The organism is Bacillus sp. EU63 (genome assembly GCF_038592915.1).
GTDB lineage: Bacteria > Bacillota > Bacilli > Bacillales > Bacillaceae > Bacillus > Bacillus velezensis.
In genome coordinates this window covers 618,839-638,533 of sequence record NZ_CP151944.1, presented here as the reverse complement: position 1 = coordinate 638,533, position 19,695 = coordinate 618,839, and the positions used below count along the sequence as shown (strand labels likewise).

General features: G+C 41.4%; 21 protein-coding genes. All 21 read right to left on the bottom strand.

Annotation, left to right across the window (positions count from 1 at the left end; translation table 11 throughout):
- Nucleotides 1-43: 43 nt before the first annotated feature.
- Nucleotides 44-1,486, bottom strand: coding sequence for a DUF4179 domain-containing protein (locus tag NYE38_RS03305; protein ID WP_340803125.1), 1,443 nt, complete (start codon nt 1,484-1,486; stop codon nt 44-46).
- The gene (locus NYE38_RS03300) at nt 1,468-2,001 is read right to left on the bottom strand and encodes a sigma-70 family RNA polymerase sigma factor (RefSeq protein WP_025649887.1); all 534 of its coding nucleotides are present in this window, start codon (nt 1,999-2,001) and stop codon (nt 1,468-1,470) included. The genes NYE38_RS03305 and NYE38_RS03300 overlap by 19 nt, the downstream gene beginning before the upstream one ends.
- A 318-nt stretch (nt 2,002-2,319) precedes the next feature.
- A complete protein-coding gene (locus NYE38_RS03295) occupies nt 2,320-3,552 on the bottom strand; it encodes an MFS transporter (protein ID WP_340803126.1) in 1,233 nt (410 codons plus the stop codon).
- Nucleotides 3,553-3,616: 64 nt separating this feature from the next.
- On the bottom strand, nt 3,617-3,826 hold the full coding sequence (locus NYE38_RS03290) for an aminotransferase class I/II-fold pyridoxal phosphate-dependent enzyme (protein ID WP_327945690.1): 210 nt from the start codon (nt 3,824-3,826) through the stop codon (nt 3,617-3,619).
- The gene (locus NYE38_RS03285) at nt 3,810-4,109 is read right to left on the bottom strand and encodes an isocitrate lyase/phosphoenolpyruvate mutase family protein (protein WP_032864365.1); all 300 of its coding nucleotides are present in this window, start codon (nt 4,107-4,109) and stop codon (nt 3,810-3,812) included. The genes NYE38_RS03290 and NYE38_RS03285 overlap by 17 nt, the downstream gene beginning before the upstream one ends.
- An 8-nt stretch (nt 4,110-4,117) precedes the next feature.
- Nucleotides 4,118-5,329, bottom strand: coding sequence for an ATP-grasp domain-containing protein (locus NYE38_RS03280; RefSeq protein ID WP_340803127.1), 1,212 nt, complete (start codon nt 5,327-5,329; stop codon nt 4,118-4,120).
- Nucleotides 5,292-6,554: an ATP-grasp domain-containing protein gene (locus tag NYE38_RS03275; protein WP_017419013.1), complete on the bottom strand. Its 1,263-nt coding sequence runs from the start codon at nt 6,552-6,554 to the stop codon at nt 5,292-5,294. The genes NYE38_RS03280 and NYE38_RS03275 overlap by 38 nt, the downstream gene beginning before the upstream one ends.
- 460 nt (nt 6,555-7,014) lie before the next feature.
- Nucleotides 7,015-7,209, bottom strand: a complete 195-nt coding sequence (locus NYE38_RS03270; RefSeq protein WP_231834180.1) for a hypothetical protein — start codon at nt 7,207-7,209, stop codon at nt 7,015-7,017.
- Between the two features lie 3 nt (nt 7,210-7,212).
- Nucleotides 7,213-8,523 carry a tyrosine-type recombinase/integrase gene (locus NYE38_RS03265; RefSeq protein WP_340803128.1) on the bottom strand — a complete coding sequence of 437 codons (1,311 nt, stop codon included), beginning with the start codon at nt 8,521-8,523 and terminating at the stop codon, nt 7,213-7,215.
- Entirely contained in the window at nt 8,520-8,726 is a 207-nt protein-coding gene (locus NYE38_RS03260; RefSeq protein ID WP_084990903.1) for a DUF3173 domain-containing protein, read from the bottom strand. The genes NYE38_RS03265 and NYE38_RS03260 overlap by 4 nt, the downstream gene beginning before the upstream one ends.
- A gap of 20 nt (nt 8,727-8,746) precedes the next feature.
- Nucleotides 8,747-9,775: a replication initiation factor domain-containing protein gene (locus NYE38_RS03255; RefSeq protein ID WP_230488040.1), complete on the bottom strand. Its 1,029-nt coding sequence runs from the start codon at nt 9,773-9,775 to the stop codon at nt 8,747-8,749.
- Nucleotides 9,756-10,259, bottom strand: coding sequence for a peptidase (locus NYE38_RS03250; RefSeq protein ID WP_084990958.1), 504 nt, complete (start codon nt 10,257-10,259; stop codon nt 9,756-9,758). The genes NYE38_RS03255 and NYE38_RS03250 overlap by 20 nt, the downstream gene beginning before the upstream one ends.
- Nucleotides 10,260-10,657: 398 nt before the next feature.
- A complete protein-coding gene (locus NYE38_RS03245; RefSeq protein WP_224988923.1) occupies nt 10,658-12,043 on the bottom strand; it encodes an FtsK/SpoIIIE domain-containing protein in 1,386 nt (461 codons plus the stop codon).
- A gap of 4 nt (nt 12,044-12,047) precedes the next feature.
- Nucleotides 12,048-12,416: a hypothetical protein gene (locus NYE38_RS03240; RefSeq protein WP_224988921.1), complete on the bottom strand. Its 369-nt coding sequence runs from the start codon at nt 12,414-12,416 to the stop codon at nt 12,048-12,050.
- A 75-nt stretch (nt 12,417-12,491) separates the two neighbouring features.
- A complete protein-coding gene (locus tag NYE38_RS03235) occupies nt 12,492-12,782 on the bottom strand; it encodes a hypothetical protein (RefSeq protein ID WP_340803129.1) in 291 nt (96 codons plus the stop codon).
- Nucleotides 12,783-12,809: 27 nt separating this feature from the next.
- Nucleotides 12,810-12,953 (bottom strand): hypothetical protein, encoded by a 144-nt coding sequence (locus NYE38_RS03230; protein ID WP_224988917.1) that lies wholly within the window; start codon nt 12,951-12,953, stop codon nt 12,810-12,812.
- Nucleotides 12,954-13,148: 195 nt separating this feature from the next.
- Nucleotides 13,149-13,343, bottom strand: coding sequence for a hypothetical protein (locus NYE38_RS03225; protein WP_224988915.1), 195 nt, complete (start codon nt 13,341-13,343; stop codon nt 13,149-13,151).
- 271 nt (nt 13,344-13,614) lie between these two features.
- Nucleotides 13,615-15,156: a glutamine-hydrolyzing GMP synthase gene (gene guaA, locus NYE38_RS03220; protein WP_017419012.1), complete on the bottom strand. Its 1,542-nt coding sequence runs from the start codon at nt 15,154-15,156 to the stop codon at nt 13,615-13,617.
- Nucleotides 15,157-15,318: 162 nt separating this feature from the next.
- On the bottom strand, nt 15,319-17,526 hold the full coding sequence (locus NYE38_RS03215; RefSeq protein WP_017419011.1) for a transglutaminase domain-containing protein: 2,208 nt from the start codon (nt 17,524-17,526) through the stop codon (nt 15,319-15,321).
- A gap of 18 nt (nt 17,527-17,544) precedes the next feature.
- Nucleotides 17,545-18,729 (bottom strand): DUF58 domain-containing protein, encoded by a 1,185-nt coding sequence (locus tag NYE38_RS03210; RefSeq protein ID WP_017419010.1) that lies wholly within the window; start codon nt 18,727-18,729, stop codon nt 17,545-17,547.
- Nucleotides 18,729-19,691, bottom strand: coding sequence for a MoxR family ATPase (locus NYE38_RS03205; protein WP_012116989.1), 963 nt, complete (start codon nt 19,689-19,691; stop codon nt 18,729-18,731). The genes NYE38_RS03210 and NYE38_RS03205 overlap by 1 nt, the downstream gene beginning before the upstream one ends.
- Nucleotides 19,692-19,695: the final 4 nt, after the last annotated feature.

Below are 19,695 nucleotides of genomic sequence, written 5' to 3'. Positions count from 1 at the left end.
AATTGACCAAAAATGGAAGACGGCAAAAGCCGCCTTCCCGACATCATTTTCCGTCCGCAGGCCGAACCGGCACCGCGAATGTGATCCCCTTGTCATCCGCCAGCAAGTTCATAACCGTTTGATTGACGTACAAAGCATATGAATCGAATGAGAAATCGCGCAATGAATAGTCTTTATCGGATGAATCATCCAATTCAAAAACGGATTCCATTTCACCCGTTTTAAGATTCGTGACTTTCGCCTTATTCCCTTTCAGATAATAGCCTTTTTCATACTCATTAAGCGATGGCCAAGTTTTCATTTTTTTCGTATTGCCGAGACCGATTGATTCACCGACATTCATCAGCTGATCTTCATCCGCCTTGCTTACATCAATTCCGCTGAATTGATAATCGACAATTACCCGTCTGTCTTGCTGTTTGATCTTTTTGATGGTAATGCCGACATGATGATGTTTCGTTTTATAACTGACGGGCAGTTTTGTTTTCAGAGGCACGATTTCTCCCGGCTCTGATTCTGTTTTTATATCGCCCGTTATGAAAAGTGTTTTCGCTTTCGGGTCTATCGGTTTGCTGAATTGAGTTTGGCCGCGTATTCTTTTCCCGCCGCCGGGAAGATTCTTTCTGCCGCCAAGTTCAATATTCGACGCCGTCATTTCATAATGGTTTCCGGCATCATCCGTTGCCTCGTAAATCGAGATGGCATCATTTTTGGCTGCATCATAGAAGTCGATAGAATACAGGAGAGCCGATCCCGTCGTTCCGTTTTCCGCCCGGATATCGAAAAAGCGGTATAATCCGTGATTTACATTCACAGCTTTCGTTCCTTCAAGAGAAACGGACTTTTGTTTTTTAATAGGGAGTGTAAAGCGCCAGTTTCCGGGGATATCCTTGATTTGTGTAATGACAAGCGGAAGCTTATCACCGTCTTTCAGCTTTGAGCCGTCCGTGAACAGGCGAAGCTGCCCCGCGTACCGCCCGTCTTTCATTTTTTTCATATCACTGCTGTCATAATCCTCTGCTAACATATTCCGTGGATCTTTATAATCAACTTGAAAAGAGATGCTCTCCTCATCTGATTTCAAATTATCAACGATAAAATTGTAAACGAGCTGTCCGCTGTCGTAATACACACTTTTCACTGTCACCGTGATTCCGCGTGATTCCGCTTTCTCGTTCAGTTTTGTCACCAAATTGCTTTTAAACAGCGCAGAACCTGCCTTATCCTGAAACAGACTGTAAATTTGTCCGGCAACAGGAATGTTTCCCATAGCCGTATTAACGGAGGGCATGAACAAGCCTGAGGACAGATACAGAATAAACAAAGCAGCAGCAACCGCAAGGCCGTTTATCACTTTTCGTCCCCATCTCCGTCTGACGGCGCCTTCTTTTCCGGCACGGACAGCGGCGCTATGTATCACGTTTTTCAATTCAGCTTTCGGCACGTCAATGTTCTGATACAATTGCTTCATTTGATGCTTTTCCATATGTGTTTATCCTCCTTTTCCAGCTCCTGCTTCAATGCTTTTCTCGCCCTGTGCAGATGCGTTTTTACAGTGCCTTCCGCCATTCCGGTCTGTTCAGCGATCATAGCAATCGAGAAATCTTGAAAATAATAAAGCTGAATGGTCAGCTGTATATGTTCGTCAAGCGTTTCAAGGGCATTCCGAAGATCTATGTATTCTTCAATGTTCTTATTCTCCGCGCGCGTATCATGCTGCGGCTCAAACGGAATGACGTCTCCGTGCTTTTTCCTCATCGCAAAAATCGTATGAAGCAGAATCCGGATCAGCCACGTTTTAAAATATTTCGGCTCCTTCAGCTGCGCGATATGAAGAAAAGCCTTGTAAGCCGTTTCCTGAACAGCGTCCAGTGTATCTTCCTTGTGATGCAAATAGAGATAAGCTGTTTTATATAAAGTCTCCTGATGGGTTGTGATCAGTTTTTCAAAGGCTGAGGCATCACCTTTTTTCGCCTTTTTGATCAATCGTTCTTCCTTCACCTTATCCACCTCCTATGCTGTTAGATATGAATCAAGGCAAAACGGTTTCAAAAAGATGAAAAAAAAACGCCTCAAAGTCTAATTTCGGATAACAACGATCCGTTTTCAAACTTGAAGGTGTTTTTTATTTGTCTCATCTTATGGGGTCAGTCCCTTAGATTAATACCTTCTTTGTTCGCCGTTCAGTCTGTATTCCTCTCCCCAAAAATATAAACACTCTTGTTTCCCATTCTGATGGGGCGCTGCTGAAAAGAAAAAAGCCTTTAAACCTTTGAGGTTCAAAGACTTTGCCATTAATTCTTCATTGTGTTAAAACATTTAACTCCTATGAGATTCTGTTACATCAACTTTTGAATGTCCGCTCTTATCAAGATGTTTTTTTGCCAAAAATAAAACCGGAATTCCCGAGGCTGTCGTTATAAAAATGATCAAAAACATATAGAAGGACCCGTTTACACCAAAAAAGGAAAGAAGAATCCCTCCCAGCCAAGGACCGATTACATTTCCTAAACGGTTAAAGCCTGCTGCTCCAAAGTATGTCCCTTTGAAGCCTGGTTTTGCAATTTCATCCACCAGCATATCAACCATCGAAAAAATCAAAACTTCCCCTATTGTGAAAAACACGACGATAGAGCCCCATATGAATGGGTTAGCCGATAGCGAAAAAAATAATAAACTGAAACTAATTAAAGCATTTCCCAGAATGATTGAATGAATCGGCGGGAACTTTTTCATGATATTCACAATAGGGTATTGAACAATTAAGACGACAATTGCATTCAAAGCTAAAAGCCATGAAAATATGGTCACCCCGTCCTCTATTTTGGCGGCAAAATATTGGGGCAATGTTGTAGAAAAGTGCGCATATCCGGATATTGATAATATCACTCCAAGTAATGTGATAAGAAAAACCTTGTCTTTCCTTGTCACATTAAAAGCCGTAGCAATAGTCGTTTTATTTTCTTTTCGAATGTTCTCGTCTAATTTAAATTTTCGGAATGAAAATACGAGAGATAGACCATAAAGAAAATATGTAAAACCTGCGAACAGAAATGGGAGAGCCGTCTTGGCAGCTCCCAATCTAAGGCCTAAAAGAGGACCGAAAACTACGCCGATATTGATCGCAGTATACCGCAAATTAAACATCTTCAAACGATTTTCTTCTTTGCTTATATCGGATAATAATGCTCTTGACGCCGGTTCAAAGATAGATTGACACAGCCCGTTAAGCGCATTGATGACAAAAAATGCGAGTACACTATCTGCAAACATAAAACTTACAAAAACAAGCGCCCAACAAAATACAGACGTTATAATCACAATTTTCCTGCCAAAAAGATCAGACAAATACCCTCCGTAAAAGCTTATTACAATCCCAGCCAGCGAACTTACTGAAACAATGATGCCGGTTAAAGCAGGAGAAACACCTTTTACTTGTGTTAGGTAAATAGAAAGGAAGGGAATGCTCATCGAGACTGACATTCTGCTAAACAAGGTGCCTAAAATGATATTCCAGCCCACAGGGTGAATTCTTAATCGTATGCCTTTCAAAAAACCACCTGCCTAAACATTAGATGCAGATATAAAGAGGCTCGTTTAAGCTTTCAGCGCTCTGTTATACCTTAACTGCCAGCTGAGTTGTAAAATTATTAATTCTTTTCAAAGCCTCTGTGATAAGATCCTTTGGTATGGCAAAATTCAAACGAATGTTGTTCGGCTCTCCGAATGCTGTGCCGGGAACAGCTGACACGTGCTGTTTTTCCAACAGAAGATGACAAAATGTCTCCGCATCAATTATTTGTTGATCTTCAAACGCGGGTGACATTGTGAATGTTCCCGTAGCCGGAATCACAGTCAGCGATGACCGGCAAATTGCATGATTCATTCATAATGACGGCGGCTTCAAGAAATTCAGTCATCGTTAATATACTGGCATCAGGTACAGTTTGCACAGCCGAGATTCCCAAACCGCTTGCCCATACGGCATTAAATCCGTTTTTCTCTGCTAATTTGGCGCTTAAACCGTCATGAGCTCCCGCAACTTTCACCAAACCTTTACTGTTTAAAGCATCTCTAAAAATTGATGATTTTCTGTTTTTCACCATCATTCTCCCCTTCACCTAATGATTATTTTTATTTTGTCAATCGCATCATGTAATGCGTGATTGACTTCTCGCTCATTTTTCCCCTTTACAATCATCCATCCTGCTCTATCGTAGCTGTTTTTGATCGGTCTGATTCTATCACCGACACTGCAATTTACATGAAAATCTACTACATTCCCCATCATTTTGAGATCGCTGATCCCTTTGATTGCGCGTACAACCCCTTGGTTCGTTTCTAAAAAACGAACGGCGCATACTTCGCTTTGAGCATGTTTCCTTTCCGGTTGATATGGGATGCCCGCCAGTTCCGCAAAAATAGGTGTATGCATATCACATTTCATGGCGATTTCTGTAATGGTCACTATGTTGTCTCCGCCATAGCGGGTGTGTACCTCGCCAACCACAAATCCTTTATTTGTGTGATACCCTTCAATATGCAAGGGGCCAAATACGATCCCCATGACATGAACAACTTCCTTGACCAGATTCTTATACAAATCCTGATGTTTTTCTTTATGTTTATACGGCGATATATGCCCAGATTCTACAAAAGTCCCGGGGTATAGCAGCTTTTCGGTCACACCAAATATGTCGGCCTTGCCTTGGCAGACAACGGCTTCTATTGAAATTTCCTGCCCTTCTATAAATTCTTCGGCTAATACTGACTTCTCCTCGTCATGTTTTGAACACTCTTTAAAACACGCCTCAATGTCCTCTTTTTTCTCAACTTTTATGACGCCTATACTGCCTTGCTGAGATCTCGGCTTTAAAATGATAGGATGCTGAGATGTATTCCAAAAATCGTATACGTCTTCCACGCTCCTGCACAATCCAAAATCGGGAGAGTTTAGTCCTGCCTTTTTTAAAAGCCGGCGCGTTGTATATTTATCAAGGCATGCTTGCACCACAGACGGAGGATTTCCTTTTAAATGAAATGCCTGCTGAAGTTTGGATACATTGAATAAGCCGGCTTCTTTGAAAGTAAATATGGCATCTAAAGGCTCTTTGTCATGGATTTCTTTAGCGACTGAGAATAGATTCTCATGATTGGTATAATCTAATGCGATTTTTTGGTCAGCTTCCTTTATTAAATGCTCATATTTTTTTAATGAAGCTTCTGTATCTCCTAATAAGACGTCAAAACCAAGTTGTTTTGCCCTCGTAACGGCCTTCTCAATATGCGTTTCAGGAATCCCGATCAGGAACAGTCTTTTCCTCTCCATTGATGAAACACCTCACTTCAGATAAAGCATTTTCAGCATATTCGATCGCTTTTTCTGTATCTTCAGCTTCTGTGATGACATAAGCAATCCGGGAATCATGAAACTTTTCAGGCGGCAGGCCAACATGATCGCCCGGCTGCTTTTCTAAAACAAATTCAACGACCCCGGGCATTTCTTTGATCGATTCGACACCTTCCCACTTTTCTATCACACCAGCACGGTCTGCAATTAAAAACCTGACGCAGGCAGCTCTTCTTTTCGAAGCTTCAAAGCTTATTGTTTCTCCTAATACAGCCAATAGGTTTGCGCGCGTTATATTTATACCTTTGGCTAGAGGAACCAAATGGGTAGTAATAAAATCGCCGCCCAGACGACCGTTGATCTCGATAATCTTGCACCCTTTCTCTGTGATCATGACCTCGGCATGAAAACCACAATTGTTCAGCTCCAAAGCTTTTATCCCTTCACTGGTGATGTGGAATAATTCACGTTCCACAGCCTCCGGCAGCCTGGCGGGAAATGCATGCTGGTATTCTTCGAAATACTGATCCGTCCATTTTTCAGTAACACCTGCAAAGTGAATGACTCCGTCGGAAATCACTCCCTCAATGCTGACTTCTTGTCCGTTCATAAACTCTTCAACAATATACTCGTTTTGATAAAAAGAAAACATTTTATCGTTTTCCGGCACCGCAGCGTTTAACAGCTGCTGATATGCGCGGTTTAAATCTTCAGGCTTTGATATTCGGAATACGCCTTTACTGGCAGAAGCACCCACAGGTTTAACGATCAATGGGTATTCCATATCAATGCTTGCATGATATAATTCGGTCCAATTTGTAAATTTGCAATATTTTGGATGAGGAACTTGTGCGCGGTTCAAAAATTGACGCATCTTCCATTTGTTTCGAGCCCGTTCTGCCGCTTCCACCGGACTGCCCTTTAAGTTAAGTTCTCGGGCAGTTACCGCCACCGGAACCACATCTCTATCCCAGAATGTAATGACTCCATCAAAAGGATTTTCTTTGGCAGTTTCCTTCAGAACAGCTATAGTCTCATCAATCTGATAAGTATTTGCGGAAATGTAATGGTCAACGAATGGCCGCGACCATTCAGGCAGTTCAGGGCCGACAACAGAAACCGTCAAGCCCAAATTTTTAGCAGTCTCCAAAGTAGAAATTTTTTTAATATAAGTAGCATTAAAAAATAAAATATGTTTTTCCATCCTTCCGAGCCTCTTTCAACATTTTTTTCTGCAAATTAGAAACCTTCTGCGTTTCTAAAGAACTGAATGCAGAAGATAAAAAACCCCTTGGAAAACTCAAACCATCATATGTTTTATTTGTATATATTCATAATAACATACATTATTTGTTATTAAATGAATATTTTATGAATTCAGTTTTATTAGAAAAAATGAAATTATAGGGAGAATATTAGGAATACAACTGATTAAAAAACTCGAATATATAAAAAACTGCTGCACATCTTCTCCGGTGTTAATGATAAAAGGCCCATTATTCCTAGAACCATGTAAATTAAAAAAGCCTCAAATCTTTATAAATAAAAGATTTGAGGCTTTTCTCATTATTCCCACTCGATTGTATATAGTGTATCCAAAAACCCTTTAAAATTCTAGGTTTCTCAACTGTATAAATTAATTTGGTGGGGTTCTCGGTGGGATACTACTCTTTTTCATCGCCATTCACCAATGGTGGTTTAACGATTCCATGAAGTATGATTCCTTTGTCTTTAAAATAGCTAAAAAAATCATGCTGGTTGGCGAAATGTGGTAATCCGTCTATTTCTTGTTCGTTCATGTTTGATGTAAACACCACTATTTCACCATTTTTAAGTGAAAGCTTATATGTATTAGCCATATCTCAATGCTCCTTAGACAAATGATTATAAAGTTCCTTCTGCTCCTTTATAGCCGTTTTACCTCTTACGTTAACCTTATTTAATGCTTGATTTCCATTAAATTTGATTTTTGTTCGTTCAGCAGTTTTGATTTCAATATTTCCAGTCATTGCATCAGCAATTGCAGTATCAGCACCACTCCACATATGAGCATAATGTTTTAAAGTGATTTCTGGACTTGAATGCCCCATACGTTGAGATAGAACAAGAACCGAAACGTTAAATTCATTAATAAGGTAGGAAGCGTGGGAATGCCGCAACCCTTTAGCTTGTATCTTTTTTACTCCTGCAAGCTTAGAATAACGTGCAATAATTCGAGCTATCGTTGATTTAATCATCGGTAACCCATCATAACTAAAGACAAAATTATTTTCCTTACCTAAACCAACTTCTGTTTGTCTATTTTTCCACTCTTTTAAAATTTTTATAGTGTCATCATCAAGCGCAATTATTCTCTTTCCATCTTCTGTTTTTGTATATGAATTTCGTTTCCAATCCGTTCTGTTTTTCATAATAAGCATATGATGAACTCGTATACGTTTCTTTGTTAAATCAATGTCATTCCAATATAAAGCTGTTCCTTCATTCACACGAATCCCTGACATATAATAGACCCACAACATAACGAAATTCAAATGTTCATAAAAATCACCAATATAGATTTGATTTATCACTTTTTCAAATTCTAGCTTGGTCCAATAGGGTACAATTGCTTTTCCTTTTGGGATTGCTTTAACTTTTTTCGAAACATTATGCTCCAAGTATTGCATTTCTACAGCTTTATCCAAGCTTTTGCGAAACACTCCAAAAATTAGACTAGCATAAGACTGAGCATACCCAGCTCCGCCATTTTCTTGACTTGTTAATAACCACGTACGAAAATTTTGCACGTCCTCAACTGAAATAGAACGGAGGGGGATAGAAGCAAATCTATCCCTTATCTTTTCCAATATTCTTTGCTTAACAGAGAATGTACTTTCTTCAACGTCTGTTTGATAGTAAGGTATATACACATTATTCATAAATTGCTCGTAAGTCATTTTATAGTTAGCGTAACTGTTGACTTTATGATATTCTCTTTTTAAACGAGTTAACTCTTTGTTAGCTTCGAATGCGGAAGAAAAGGGTTTGCCATTAACGTCTTTTCTTCCTTTTTTTCGTATTCGTTTTCCTGTAACCCGATCAATACCAAATTCTGATTGATAAAAGTAATTTCCTTTATCATCAACATATACACCAGGATATTTCGTTGTTTGTTGCGTCTTATTTTTCATTGGGAGTTGCTCATTTCTTTTATAAGAGACACTCCTAAAATGGATTCAACCACGTCTCTAGGAACTCTCCCCAGTCTTTTGTTGTTATAATAAGGACAACCTTTTTGCACCATGATTGCTTTTGCTTGCCTAATTAATGAAATAGCTTGATATTTTTTATATCCCAGTTTAATTAAATCATCTTTACATATTGTTGTACCCATTACAACACTCCCTTTCCACGCTAATATTCATCTTCGCTCATAAGTTCTAATACACGTTGCTCGATTAATGTTTGGTCAGATTCAGTTATTTTTCCTTTCCCCATATGTATTAACTCTTTCAAATAGAGATCAGCATATTCTTCCCCATATAATCTAGCAAATGACTCATAAACCATACTGATTGATTTTACGGTAGACTTTTCAATCCAGCCTTTCTTTTTCTTTAAAGTGATCTTGTCACGAGTTACTTTTAAAGGTATCGTTTCAATGCCATCTATAAATTTTTGCCACCATTTCATAGTTGGCAACCTATTTTTATTATGAAAATCACTAGCTTTTTTAGGCTGAGTTTTGAAACAATAGTGAGCTGACAAAATTCCTTTGACTATAACACTAAGAGGCTTTCCACCAGTCATATGAAAGCCTACTTGCATAGCCTTTCCGTCAGTCAACTCAAGTTCCCACCTCACCCACTTTTCAACATTTACAACCTCATCATTATTATCTTTTCTTTCCTGTTTCTTATCATAAATTCTCAATATTTGAGGAGATGAGCCAATATACAATGAAAAACCTGTCAATTTCCCATCAAGGATTCTACCACTGTTGATTTCAATGAATTTGTGACTTTTTGTACTTAACTGCCCTCGTTTTATATAATCTTGTAATACTTTAACACTCGGTGTTGAATCATCAAAAATATCTAAAGCGAGGTCAATTCTTGTTATTTTACCTTGCCTATCTAAAATAAATGAAATGAATCCATGCCAGTGCCACCCATCTACCCTAGACATATATTCTTCATATTGGCGACATGCTTGTCCTGACATATCTACAAGAATACTGCTATGATTTTTAGATGAATGAAGTTTAATATTTGCAAAACTTATAGATTCATCATAAGTGGGGTAAGGTGATCCCTTAACCTCCGAAGAGAATTCGGAGATAGGGATTCCTAATATTTCATTAGCAATTATCGTAAAATCGCTATTTGGAATTGAAAATCGCAAATAATCAATTAAACACTGATTACTTAGCTTTCGGCTCATTGACTTCTCCAATAGTATAACTGTCAGCCTCAATTTTTATTTCGGAATATTGCCATGTATCTACCATAGGTTTTCCTTGTCCCACAAAAGATTTCTTTTGAACCTTTCGTGGTTTCACATTAAGCCCTTTAAAAGTGATAGGAATAAATTCACCATCTTCATAATTATCAAAGATAGGTAAGCTATCTTGTTTTTCAACTACTACAGTGATAGGAGAACCAATTTCTGTACTACCATTCCCCAAGACCATTTCTATAAAATTTCTGTCATAGACTTTGAAAGTAATAGTATACTCTCCAGTTTCTACGAGTTCACCATTTGCATTTCTCTCTCTTGCCACTCTAGATGTAAAATCATCTTTCTGCACTACCATAGCTGAGGGAACTTTGAATTGTGAAATATCAAAATGCAACTCACCTAAATCGATATTTTCCGAATCATTTAAAGAGATTAGTTTTGAAGACTTCAAGATTAATTTTGCCATGTTTTCCAGCTCCTTTTTAACAAAAACTTTATAGTTAGTTAATCCCCAGTCTCGGGATTTCCGACAGCTTTTCATACCTAGAGCCCCAACGTTTCCCACGATTTCCGCTGAGGGAGAATCACCCGTGTTACTCAACGGGTGCAGCGTTTTTTGGCTGTTAAATCATGTTGAGCAAAGAACGCTCAACATGAGGCCATCATTTTTCGTGAACGTTTTCGGTCACTCCGTTCGGATGGCTCCGCCACCGCCTCAACCCTTCACAAAAAATGACGGTCAATTGTGGGGTGAGGCTGAAACATTTTAATACTGCCATCCATTCTCTTTCCAGGTAGCCAAAGTAATCTTTGATATTCTGTACCACCATTAACAGTAATGTCGATTCACAATTACTTTGATATTCAACCCTTCTTCATTAAATTTTCAATTTCGGCTATAAAATCAAAATCTTTATCTATATAGGGAGTTTCAAAATAAACAGGGGCAGTGTGTTGTCCATCTATTTGAATATAACCTCCACCTTTTTCTGTAACTGTCTTATATTCAATATTATTCGTGTCAAAGATCATGTTATAGCCAATCGAATCCATAGCCCCTAATCCAGCTTTAAAGCCCATTTGTGCCCTAATATTTGTTGGTAAGTCATCTGCTGATGGTCGTTGCATTAGTATTTCAATCATTACCCCTGCTTGTCTGCCTTTCATAACCAGAGTAAAAACGTAGTCTAGGGCTTCTTTAGCTAATTTCTTATCTACGGAATGCATAAACGCGGCAAATTCATCAAAAATCACGATTACTACAGGTAAATTAAAATCTCTATACGTTTTCCCAAATGCTGATACATCATTAAAATAATCTGTATATCTTCGCTCCATTAATTCGACAGTTTCTCGTAACATTCGACATATTTGATTAGCTTCAGTTGCAACCTTACTTTCAAACCCTGTAACAAATCGAAGTAAACTCAAATCAGCTTTTTTAGGGTCAATGATTCGTAAATCAGCCTGTGGAGAAAGCTTTAAATAACTTACAATTTTCCCTAAAATAAAGAATGACTTTCCTGATCCAGTACCTCCTACAATGAGGGAATGGGGAACCTTATGAAGCTCATAAGATATGTTGCTGGTTATTTTGATTTCATCTGAGTCATTTACGTTAGTTACAGTAGAATTTAAATCTATACGTTCATCTTTATGCTTTAAAAATACATATTCAGCAAAATCTACAGTCTGACTACTTGAGTCTAGCTCTAGTCCTAAACTAGATTCCAAGTTTTCTCCTAATTTAGTTGCCTCACTTGTAAAACGGTCACCATCACGCATTATTCTCACACAAACATGTTTTTCAGTTTCTCTATAAAAAATGCGTATAACTCTTACAATTCGCTTTTCTTTAATGACTTTGTCGTCTTTATTGGTCGTTTCAAAGAATTCTTCATCATATAATTTTAAGGAACCTATCATGTAAGCTAGATTATTCGCAATCCAAGACTTATTTCTTTTAACTAGCTTAGAGTAAAACCTAATTGCTTTATAAATAGAATATCCCCATAGAACCAGTATTATCAGCTCAACAAGCCAACTAAAACTTATTGAACGATAAATCAATGGAACATTGATAATTAACGGAGGAATGGCATTTGACACTTGAACCAAGAATATAGTCAGCATAAGAATGAATATTACAAGAAAATATATTAATAATTTATTTTTCTTCTGTGGATAAACAACTTGCTTCCAATCATTCTTATTTCTACTCAACATATTGGTAAGTGTCTGAACATTCATGCGTTCACCCCTTCTCAATTAAACGTTTTATTTTTACTCGTTTCTCTAGCAACCTTACTAGTACTATGTAAATTAGCTTGCCAATTAAAACTAAAAGAATTACAGATATTAACCCTCCCCAAAAAACTTTGGAAACTTCAAAATTGTAATTCTTAATTCCTTGACCCAAGGTATCAAACTCTATCCAGCCGTATTTTACTGCAGACCCATAAACTTCTTTAAAATCTGTTCCAGAAGGAACCACAAATGTCCTACCGAAATCTGTAACATTAGATAGCCACATGCTTAATAGTATATAAGAGATGCATAACGGTAATAGACTAACTATGGTCTCAAGAATAAATTTGATTACTACTTTAATTTTATTTTTCATCTTCCCCTCCAGAGACACTTCTTCTGATTTTGCAATAAATTAGAGAGTAACTAGTTTAGCCACTCTCTATTTAGTTCACCGATACTCGATAAGATAATTGTTAAATACAATTCTCTTATGATTGATAATGTCATCTAGCATAGATCTCCCAGTAGTAAAATGGTGATTTTCTTTTGCATAATTCAGTGCTATCAATGTCTCTCTAGCGTATTTAGGGTTTACACGTCCAGCACCAGAAAAAATTTCCTCTAACTCTTTTTGTGCATTAGCTACCAAGATATTGTCAGGAACATTTTTTGTTCCTCTTATTTTTCCTTCTTGTGCATGAACCTTCTTCAAAACTTGCTCTGGTAATCCTTGTATCATTTTTCATCCCTTCTTACCTTTTGTAAATTAGTCTTCAACAATAATCTCGTCATTTGAACCAATACGATAATCACCGTTTCCAAGAGCAACAGATTCCATATACTCACCTAAATACTCAATGACCTCAAGTTGTTCTTCTTCTGACAAATTTTCAAGTTCTTCTTCAAACATTTTAATTAACACCTCCCCAAACTCGGTAAATATCCTTAAAGAATATCAAATATTCCTTAATACTCTTAAAGAATATTATTTAAAGATCACAAAGTCAACCGTAATCTTCTTAAATCATCTTAAATCTTCTTGAATTCACATAAAAAAATCCGATAAGAGTACCTTATCGGATTAGTCAATATACTTATGATTTTATTATTTTTTATCATTTTTATTATTATCTACGTCCTCAGGGAATTCTTTCTCATACAACAAAGCCATTGCTTTATTCAAAACATAAGCAGTAGTGACTCTCCCCCCTTCTTCTTCCCATTTCTCACGAACTTTTCTTTCTTTTTCTTCATTAGCTAAGGTCAAATTATAAGATACTTTTCGTCCCATTTTTGCCATAGTCAAAACTCCTTCCAAATGAAGAATCTTATAGAATCTTTAATATTATTATATCATCTAATAAGTGGAACTTCCAAATTGAATCATAAAAAATCATTATTATTCATTGCTACAATAAATTGAATTAAATGCATTGGAATATCATAAGTAAATATGTCTTATTGGGGGGGAGTTTTGGGGGGAATCAAATTAATATAAGCCTATTTCACAAGTTTATCATCACAATAAACACTGTAAAATAGGCTTTTTCAATTCAAATCATTTTAGTTTCTTATTCCCACTCAATCGTTGCAGGCGGCTTGCTCGTAATGTCATACACGACGCGGTTGATGTGTTTCACTTCATTGACGATCCGTGTCGAAATCACTTCAAGCACATCCCAAGGGATACGCGCCCAGTCAGATGTCATGCCGTCAATTGATGTTACGGCACGGATACCGATTGTGTAATCATACGTTCTCGCATCTCCCATGACGCCGACGCTGCGGATGTCAGGAAGAACCGTGAAGTACTGCCAGATGTCGCGCTCAAGGCCGTGGTTCGCCACTTCTTCACGCAGAATCGCGTCTGATTCACGAACGATCTCAAGTTTTTCTTCCGTTACTTCGCCGAGTACGCGGATGCCAAGTCCAGGGCCCGGGAACGGCTGACGCCATACGATATCATCCGGGATGCCGAGCTCTGTGCCGAGCGCGCGCACTTCATCTTTGAAAAGAGTGTTCAGCGGTTCGATCAGTTCAAACTGCATATCTTCAGGAAGTCCGCCGACATTGTGGTGCGATTTGATCGTTTGCGCAGTTGCCGTTCCGCTTTCAATAATGTCTGTGTAAAGCGTTCCTTGTGCAAGGTAGTCGATTCCTTTCAGCCTGTCCGCTTCATCATCAAACACGTAAATGAATTCGTTGCCGATGATTTTGCGTTTTTGCTCAGGATCAGAAACACCTTTCAGCTTGTTTAAGAATCTGTCTTTCGCATCAACTTTAATGACATTCATATTAAAGCCTTCGCTGAACGTTTTCATGACGCCTTCCGCTTCGCCTTTGCGGAGAAGGCCGTGATCTACGAAAATACAAGTCAGCTGGTCGCCGATCGCTTTATGAATCAAAACGGCTACGACAGAAGAATCGACTCCGCCGCTCAAAGCGCAAAGCACTTGTTTGTCTCCGACGGTTTCGCGGATTTTTTGCATTTCGATTTCGATAAAGTTTTCCATTGACCATTCGCCTTTACATTCACAAGGCCCGAAGACAAAGTTTTTCAGAAGGTCATTTCCGTATTCTGAATGACGGACTTCCGGATGGAACTGAACACCGTACCATTTTTTGTCTTTTTTGCTCATCGCCGAGTTCGGGCAGTGATGGCTTGTCGCGTCTACCGTAAACCCTTCCGGCACTTGTACGACTAAGTCGCCGTGGCTCATCCAGACAACTTGTTCTTCCGGAAGATCTTTGAACAAGTCAGGAGTTCCTTGAATCTGAATGCTCGCTTTTCCGTATTCGCGCTGGCTTGCCGCCTCGACTTTCCCTCCGAGGTAATGAGTCATCAGCTGCATGCCGTAGCAGATGCCCAATACAGGAATATCAAGTTCAAAGATTTTTTCATCACAGCGGAAAGATCCTTCATCATATACACTGTTTGGTCCGCCTGAAAGGATAATTCCTTTTGGATTCATTTCTTTGATTTCCTCAGCTGTCAACGTATGGGGATGCAGCTCGCTATATACGCCAAATTCACGGATCCGGCGGGTAATCAGCTGGTTATACTGACTGCCGAAATCAAGAACAAGAATCATTTCATTCACTAACTTCGTCATGGTTGTCACCTAATCTCCTCTAAGTTTTTGACACAGAAAAAACGGAGGACACACGTTCAGCCCTCTGTCGGCAAGACTTGTCCGGAAGCCCGGCTTTTTAACGCTCCCGGGCTCCCATTTAACATTCATTTATTCTAACAACAGGACGATATGCGGTCAAGACTATCTTCTTTTAATTATATTTTCCCACAACTGTCCCGATTCATTCCAAAGCTCCGCTGCATTATCCCTGCGGTATAAGGCCCGCTCATAGAGCAGCGTCAGCTCGGACATGTCGTTTGTATGGTACGCCTCGTCAATCCTCGCGGCAAAATCGCGCAGTGTTTCTCCGTCTCCCCTGCTGAATCCTTTTCGTTTCAGCTGGCGGAGCAGCGCGGCATATGCGTCGAAAAAGACGTCTTCATCCGTTCGCCGCTTCAATCTGGCTGCTGTAACGTGCGGAATCCAGCGCGCCCGGAGCAGCCAGGCGAGTGCCGCCGCGGCTGAAATCACGATGACGATGGCTGCATACGGCCACAGGTGTGCCGCGGTTTTGTTGCGGATCACAGGCTGCGGTGCCGCACTGTGATCCCGCTTTTTCGGTGTTTCTTCTTTTTCCGGCTTTGTTTCCTGACGCTGCTTGTCAGACGGTGAATCCGAATTCCCCGCTGAGCCTCCGCTGTCTTTTGCCGCGGTATGATTTTGCTCTGACGTAAACTCCGTCGGATTGGTGAAGCCTTTTGTCGGCTCAAACGTCACCCAGCCCTGATCGGGAAAATACACTTCTACCCACGAATGGGCGTTATTGTTTGTGACTTCATAAATGTGGCCGTTATGGTCGCCTGCCCCTTTATATTCGCCGGATGTATAGCCCTTCACCCAACGGGCGGGAATTCCCGCAGAGCGGAGCAGCACAGCCATTGCCGATGAAAAGTTATCACAATATCCTCTTTTCGTTTCAAACAGAAATTGATCGACATAATCCTGATTGGGCTCCGGAACCGCGACATCCTGTGTATGATACGAAAATGCGGAAGATCCGAGATAATCCTCGATCGCCTTCGCTTTATCGAACATATTATGATGATCCCGCGTCAGTCTGTCCGCAAGCTGTCTCACTCTTTTCGGAAGGCTGTCGGGGACCTGTAAATACCGGTCATTGAATTGATTCTGCTCACGGTATCGTTTCACTTTCACTTTTCTGAGATCATTCAGCTTAAAGACGGGCGCCTGAAAAGTCACCGTGTACCGTCCCATATTGCGGATGTTGCCCACTTGTTCACTGACCGGCGTAATTTGCTCGGTGTTTCCGTTCATTTCAAGCTGAATCGAGTGCTTCGGTTTAATATTGGAGACGCCGATCGGATACATGACGTGATTATAGAGATAATTCTCATCAATGGACACCTGTGCCGTATACCGGCTCGTCTGCACACTCCGGTCAAACCATATATCTTCCACGTTGCCGCCGTTCAGTTTATAGGACATGCCCTGATCGGTCTCCACCCAGCCTTTCCCCGTGTATGTATCCTTCGTTTCCACCCGGAAGTACGCCCGTTCTTTTCCCTTCCATGTAAAAACCGGCGTATCATCCTGCTGAAAAGGGCCGCCCAATGTTTCATCATGATTGCCGTAGCCGATTTTGCTTTCGGCGGCGGGCACTTCCTTGTGGTTTGTTATTTTTTTAAGAAACGGCACGGGGTCCGGCCAGTTCGGGTCTGATTTCGGAGCCGCCAGCCCGAACACGACGGAAGCGCAGATAAACAGCATCAGCGGCAGAAACCATTTGAGTATCAATCTTTTTTTAAACGCTATGTGTTCCGTAAGCCGGATGCGCTCCATATACAAAAGCCCCATCATCAAAAAGCCGATAAAGACGATCCGGATGACGGCGTACGCGGCATCATAAGGAGTAAACGTATCAAGCACGGTGATATACGCCACCGTCATGATAAAAAAGAATAATATTTTCCGCTGATAGATCACCCAGTAATGCAGCAAATACACGAGCAGCCATAAAAGCACAAAAAACAGCAATGTGCGGAATGACGGATTCATGTCATTCCATCTTCCGGACCCGATGTGGCGGGCATTTTGCATCACGTCCCGCAAAAAAGAAACGAGCCATTCCGGCTGAAAAACCGAACCTTTATAAAACAGGATGTGAATACTGATCAACGTAAACAGAATGCAGGACGGCACGGTGACGTACCACCTCATCCGGAAGAATGACAGCAGAAATGCCAAACCGATAAAAACGATGAAAAAACCGGTATGTTTTGTATCTGTAAAATTGTGCAGCGGCCTGAGCCATTCCCATAACAATAAAAAAGCGAGAAAATAAAACAGCAGCAGACTCAGCCTGCTTCCCTGGTTCTCGTCATGCGGCATGGCGCGCCACCTCTCTTTCTAAACAACATGGGACACCCGTTTGTCCCTGATCATTTGCACCTTAATATTTTTTTGAGCGAAGATGAGAGCGAGTTTCCGTTCTTTCTCTGAAAGCGCGGCATTCGTTTCTTTCGCCAAAAACACCGTCATGTCAGCACGGCCGGGCTCAGCCTGTTTGAGAAGGTCTTCTGTAAGACTGCCCGTCACGACGGCAATGGAAGCTTTGCGGACGCGCGGATCCGCCAGCTCTTTTCCTAAACGCCCGCCTGCATCAGCTTCTTCCGATTCTGAAGCTGATGCCAGGTAACGCAGCATCTTTCTGAAATGCCGGTCTCCCTCCCGGACGGGAAATACGGTCCGGTCGCTCCCCAATGAAATAAATCCTGCGGGAGAGCCCTTCACAAGCGCCGTGTAAAGCAGGGATGCCGAAGCTGATACCGCGGCTTCAAACGATGGGGACGGCCTGCAGTCCAAAAGGAGAGTCATATTCACACTCTGCAGCGGGTCAAATTCCTTCGTCATCAGCTCATTTCGCCGCGCTGATGTTTTCCAGTCAAGTGCGGAAAACCGGTCGCCCGGCTGATAATTTCTGACGCTCGCAGCCATTGCGGAGCGGTGTACCTGAAACGGAGCGCCGGCAGCCGCACCCTCTTCTCCGGATGCGGCCTGCGGCTTATAGTGAACAGACCCGTACGCCGGGAAAACCAGAACCGTATCCGTAACGGAAAACGACGCCGTCTTGTCCAAAAGCCCGAGAACATCTCCCGTCCGCACTCTTATCGTATGTAAATGATGCTCTCCGCGCGGCACCTGCGGCAGCTCATATTGTAACGTCAGCTTCCTTTGAAACCACGGAAACACGAGCTGTTTCGCACTGCGCCTCTCGCCAAGCGTTTCCGGCATCACATCTTCAATGACCATATATGTCAGCGGAAACGGCAGGCGCCTCGTCAGCCTGATGGTGACAGACAGCCTGTCGCCTGAGGTTAACTGGGCAGAGGACACGTCACGCGTCACCTGAAACGCCCGCAGCGGGTACACAGCGACCAGCCCGGCGTAAACGGTAAACGGCAAAAACGCATAAAATAAAAACCAGCTCACAAATCCGCCCTGAAACATGGCATAAGAAAAGACAGCCGCCGTCAGTACGGCCAACATAAGCAGCTTCCAGCCATATAGAAGCCAATGCATCTTCTTTCTCATTAGCGGACCGACATCCTTTGAACGGGCACTTTTTCCGTTTGCATGATGTCTTCTATAATCGCTTCCGGCGTCACATCGTTAAATTTCGCCTCGGCGGTCAAGATCATTCTGTGCGGCAGCGTATACGGAGCCAAATACTGGACGTCATCAGGAATGACGTAATCGCGGTCATGAAGCAGCGCGTACGCCTGCGCGGCTTTCATTAATGAGATTGAACCACGCGGACTTACGCCCAGATGTACGGACGGATGCCGGCGGGTATGCTGAGTAATGCCGACGATATACGCTTTAATTCCATCATCCACCCGCACCTGCTCCAGTTTTTGCTGAAGGCTGATAAACTGTTCTTTAGAAATGACGGGCTCGATTGTTTCAAGCGGATTGCGCCCTTCCTGCAAAGACAGAACTTGAAGCTCTTCCTCGGCAGTCGGGTAGCCCATGCGCAGCTTAAATAAAAACCGGTCAAGCTGGGCTTCGGGAAGCGGATACGTTCCTTCATATTCAACCGGGTTTTGTGTGGCCATGACGAAAAACGGCTCAGCCAGCCGCATTGTCTTTCCGTCAATCGTGACATTCCCTTCCTCCATCGCCTCAAGCAGGGAAGACTGCGTTTTCGGAGAGGTTCTGTTAATTTCATCAGCCAGCACGATATTCCCCATGATCGGTCCCGGGCGGTATTCAAATTCCATCGTTTTCGTATTATAAATAGAGACACCCGTCACGTCTGACGGCAGAAGATCCGGCGTGAACTGAATCCTCTTAAAGTCAGCTCCGATCAGCTTGGCCAAAGCGCGGACCATCATCGTTTTTCCGACTCCCGGCACGTCTTCCAGCAGCACATGCCCTTTTGCAAGAATGGCGGCCAGACTGAGTATGGCGATATCCCGTTTTCCTATGATGATGTTTTCAATATGCTCAACGGCTTTCTCCAGCAGCGGATGCAGCTCTTCTTTATAAGCCATTCTT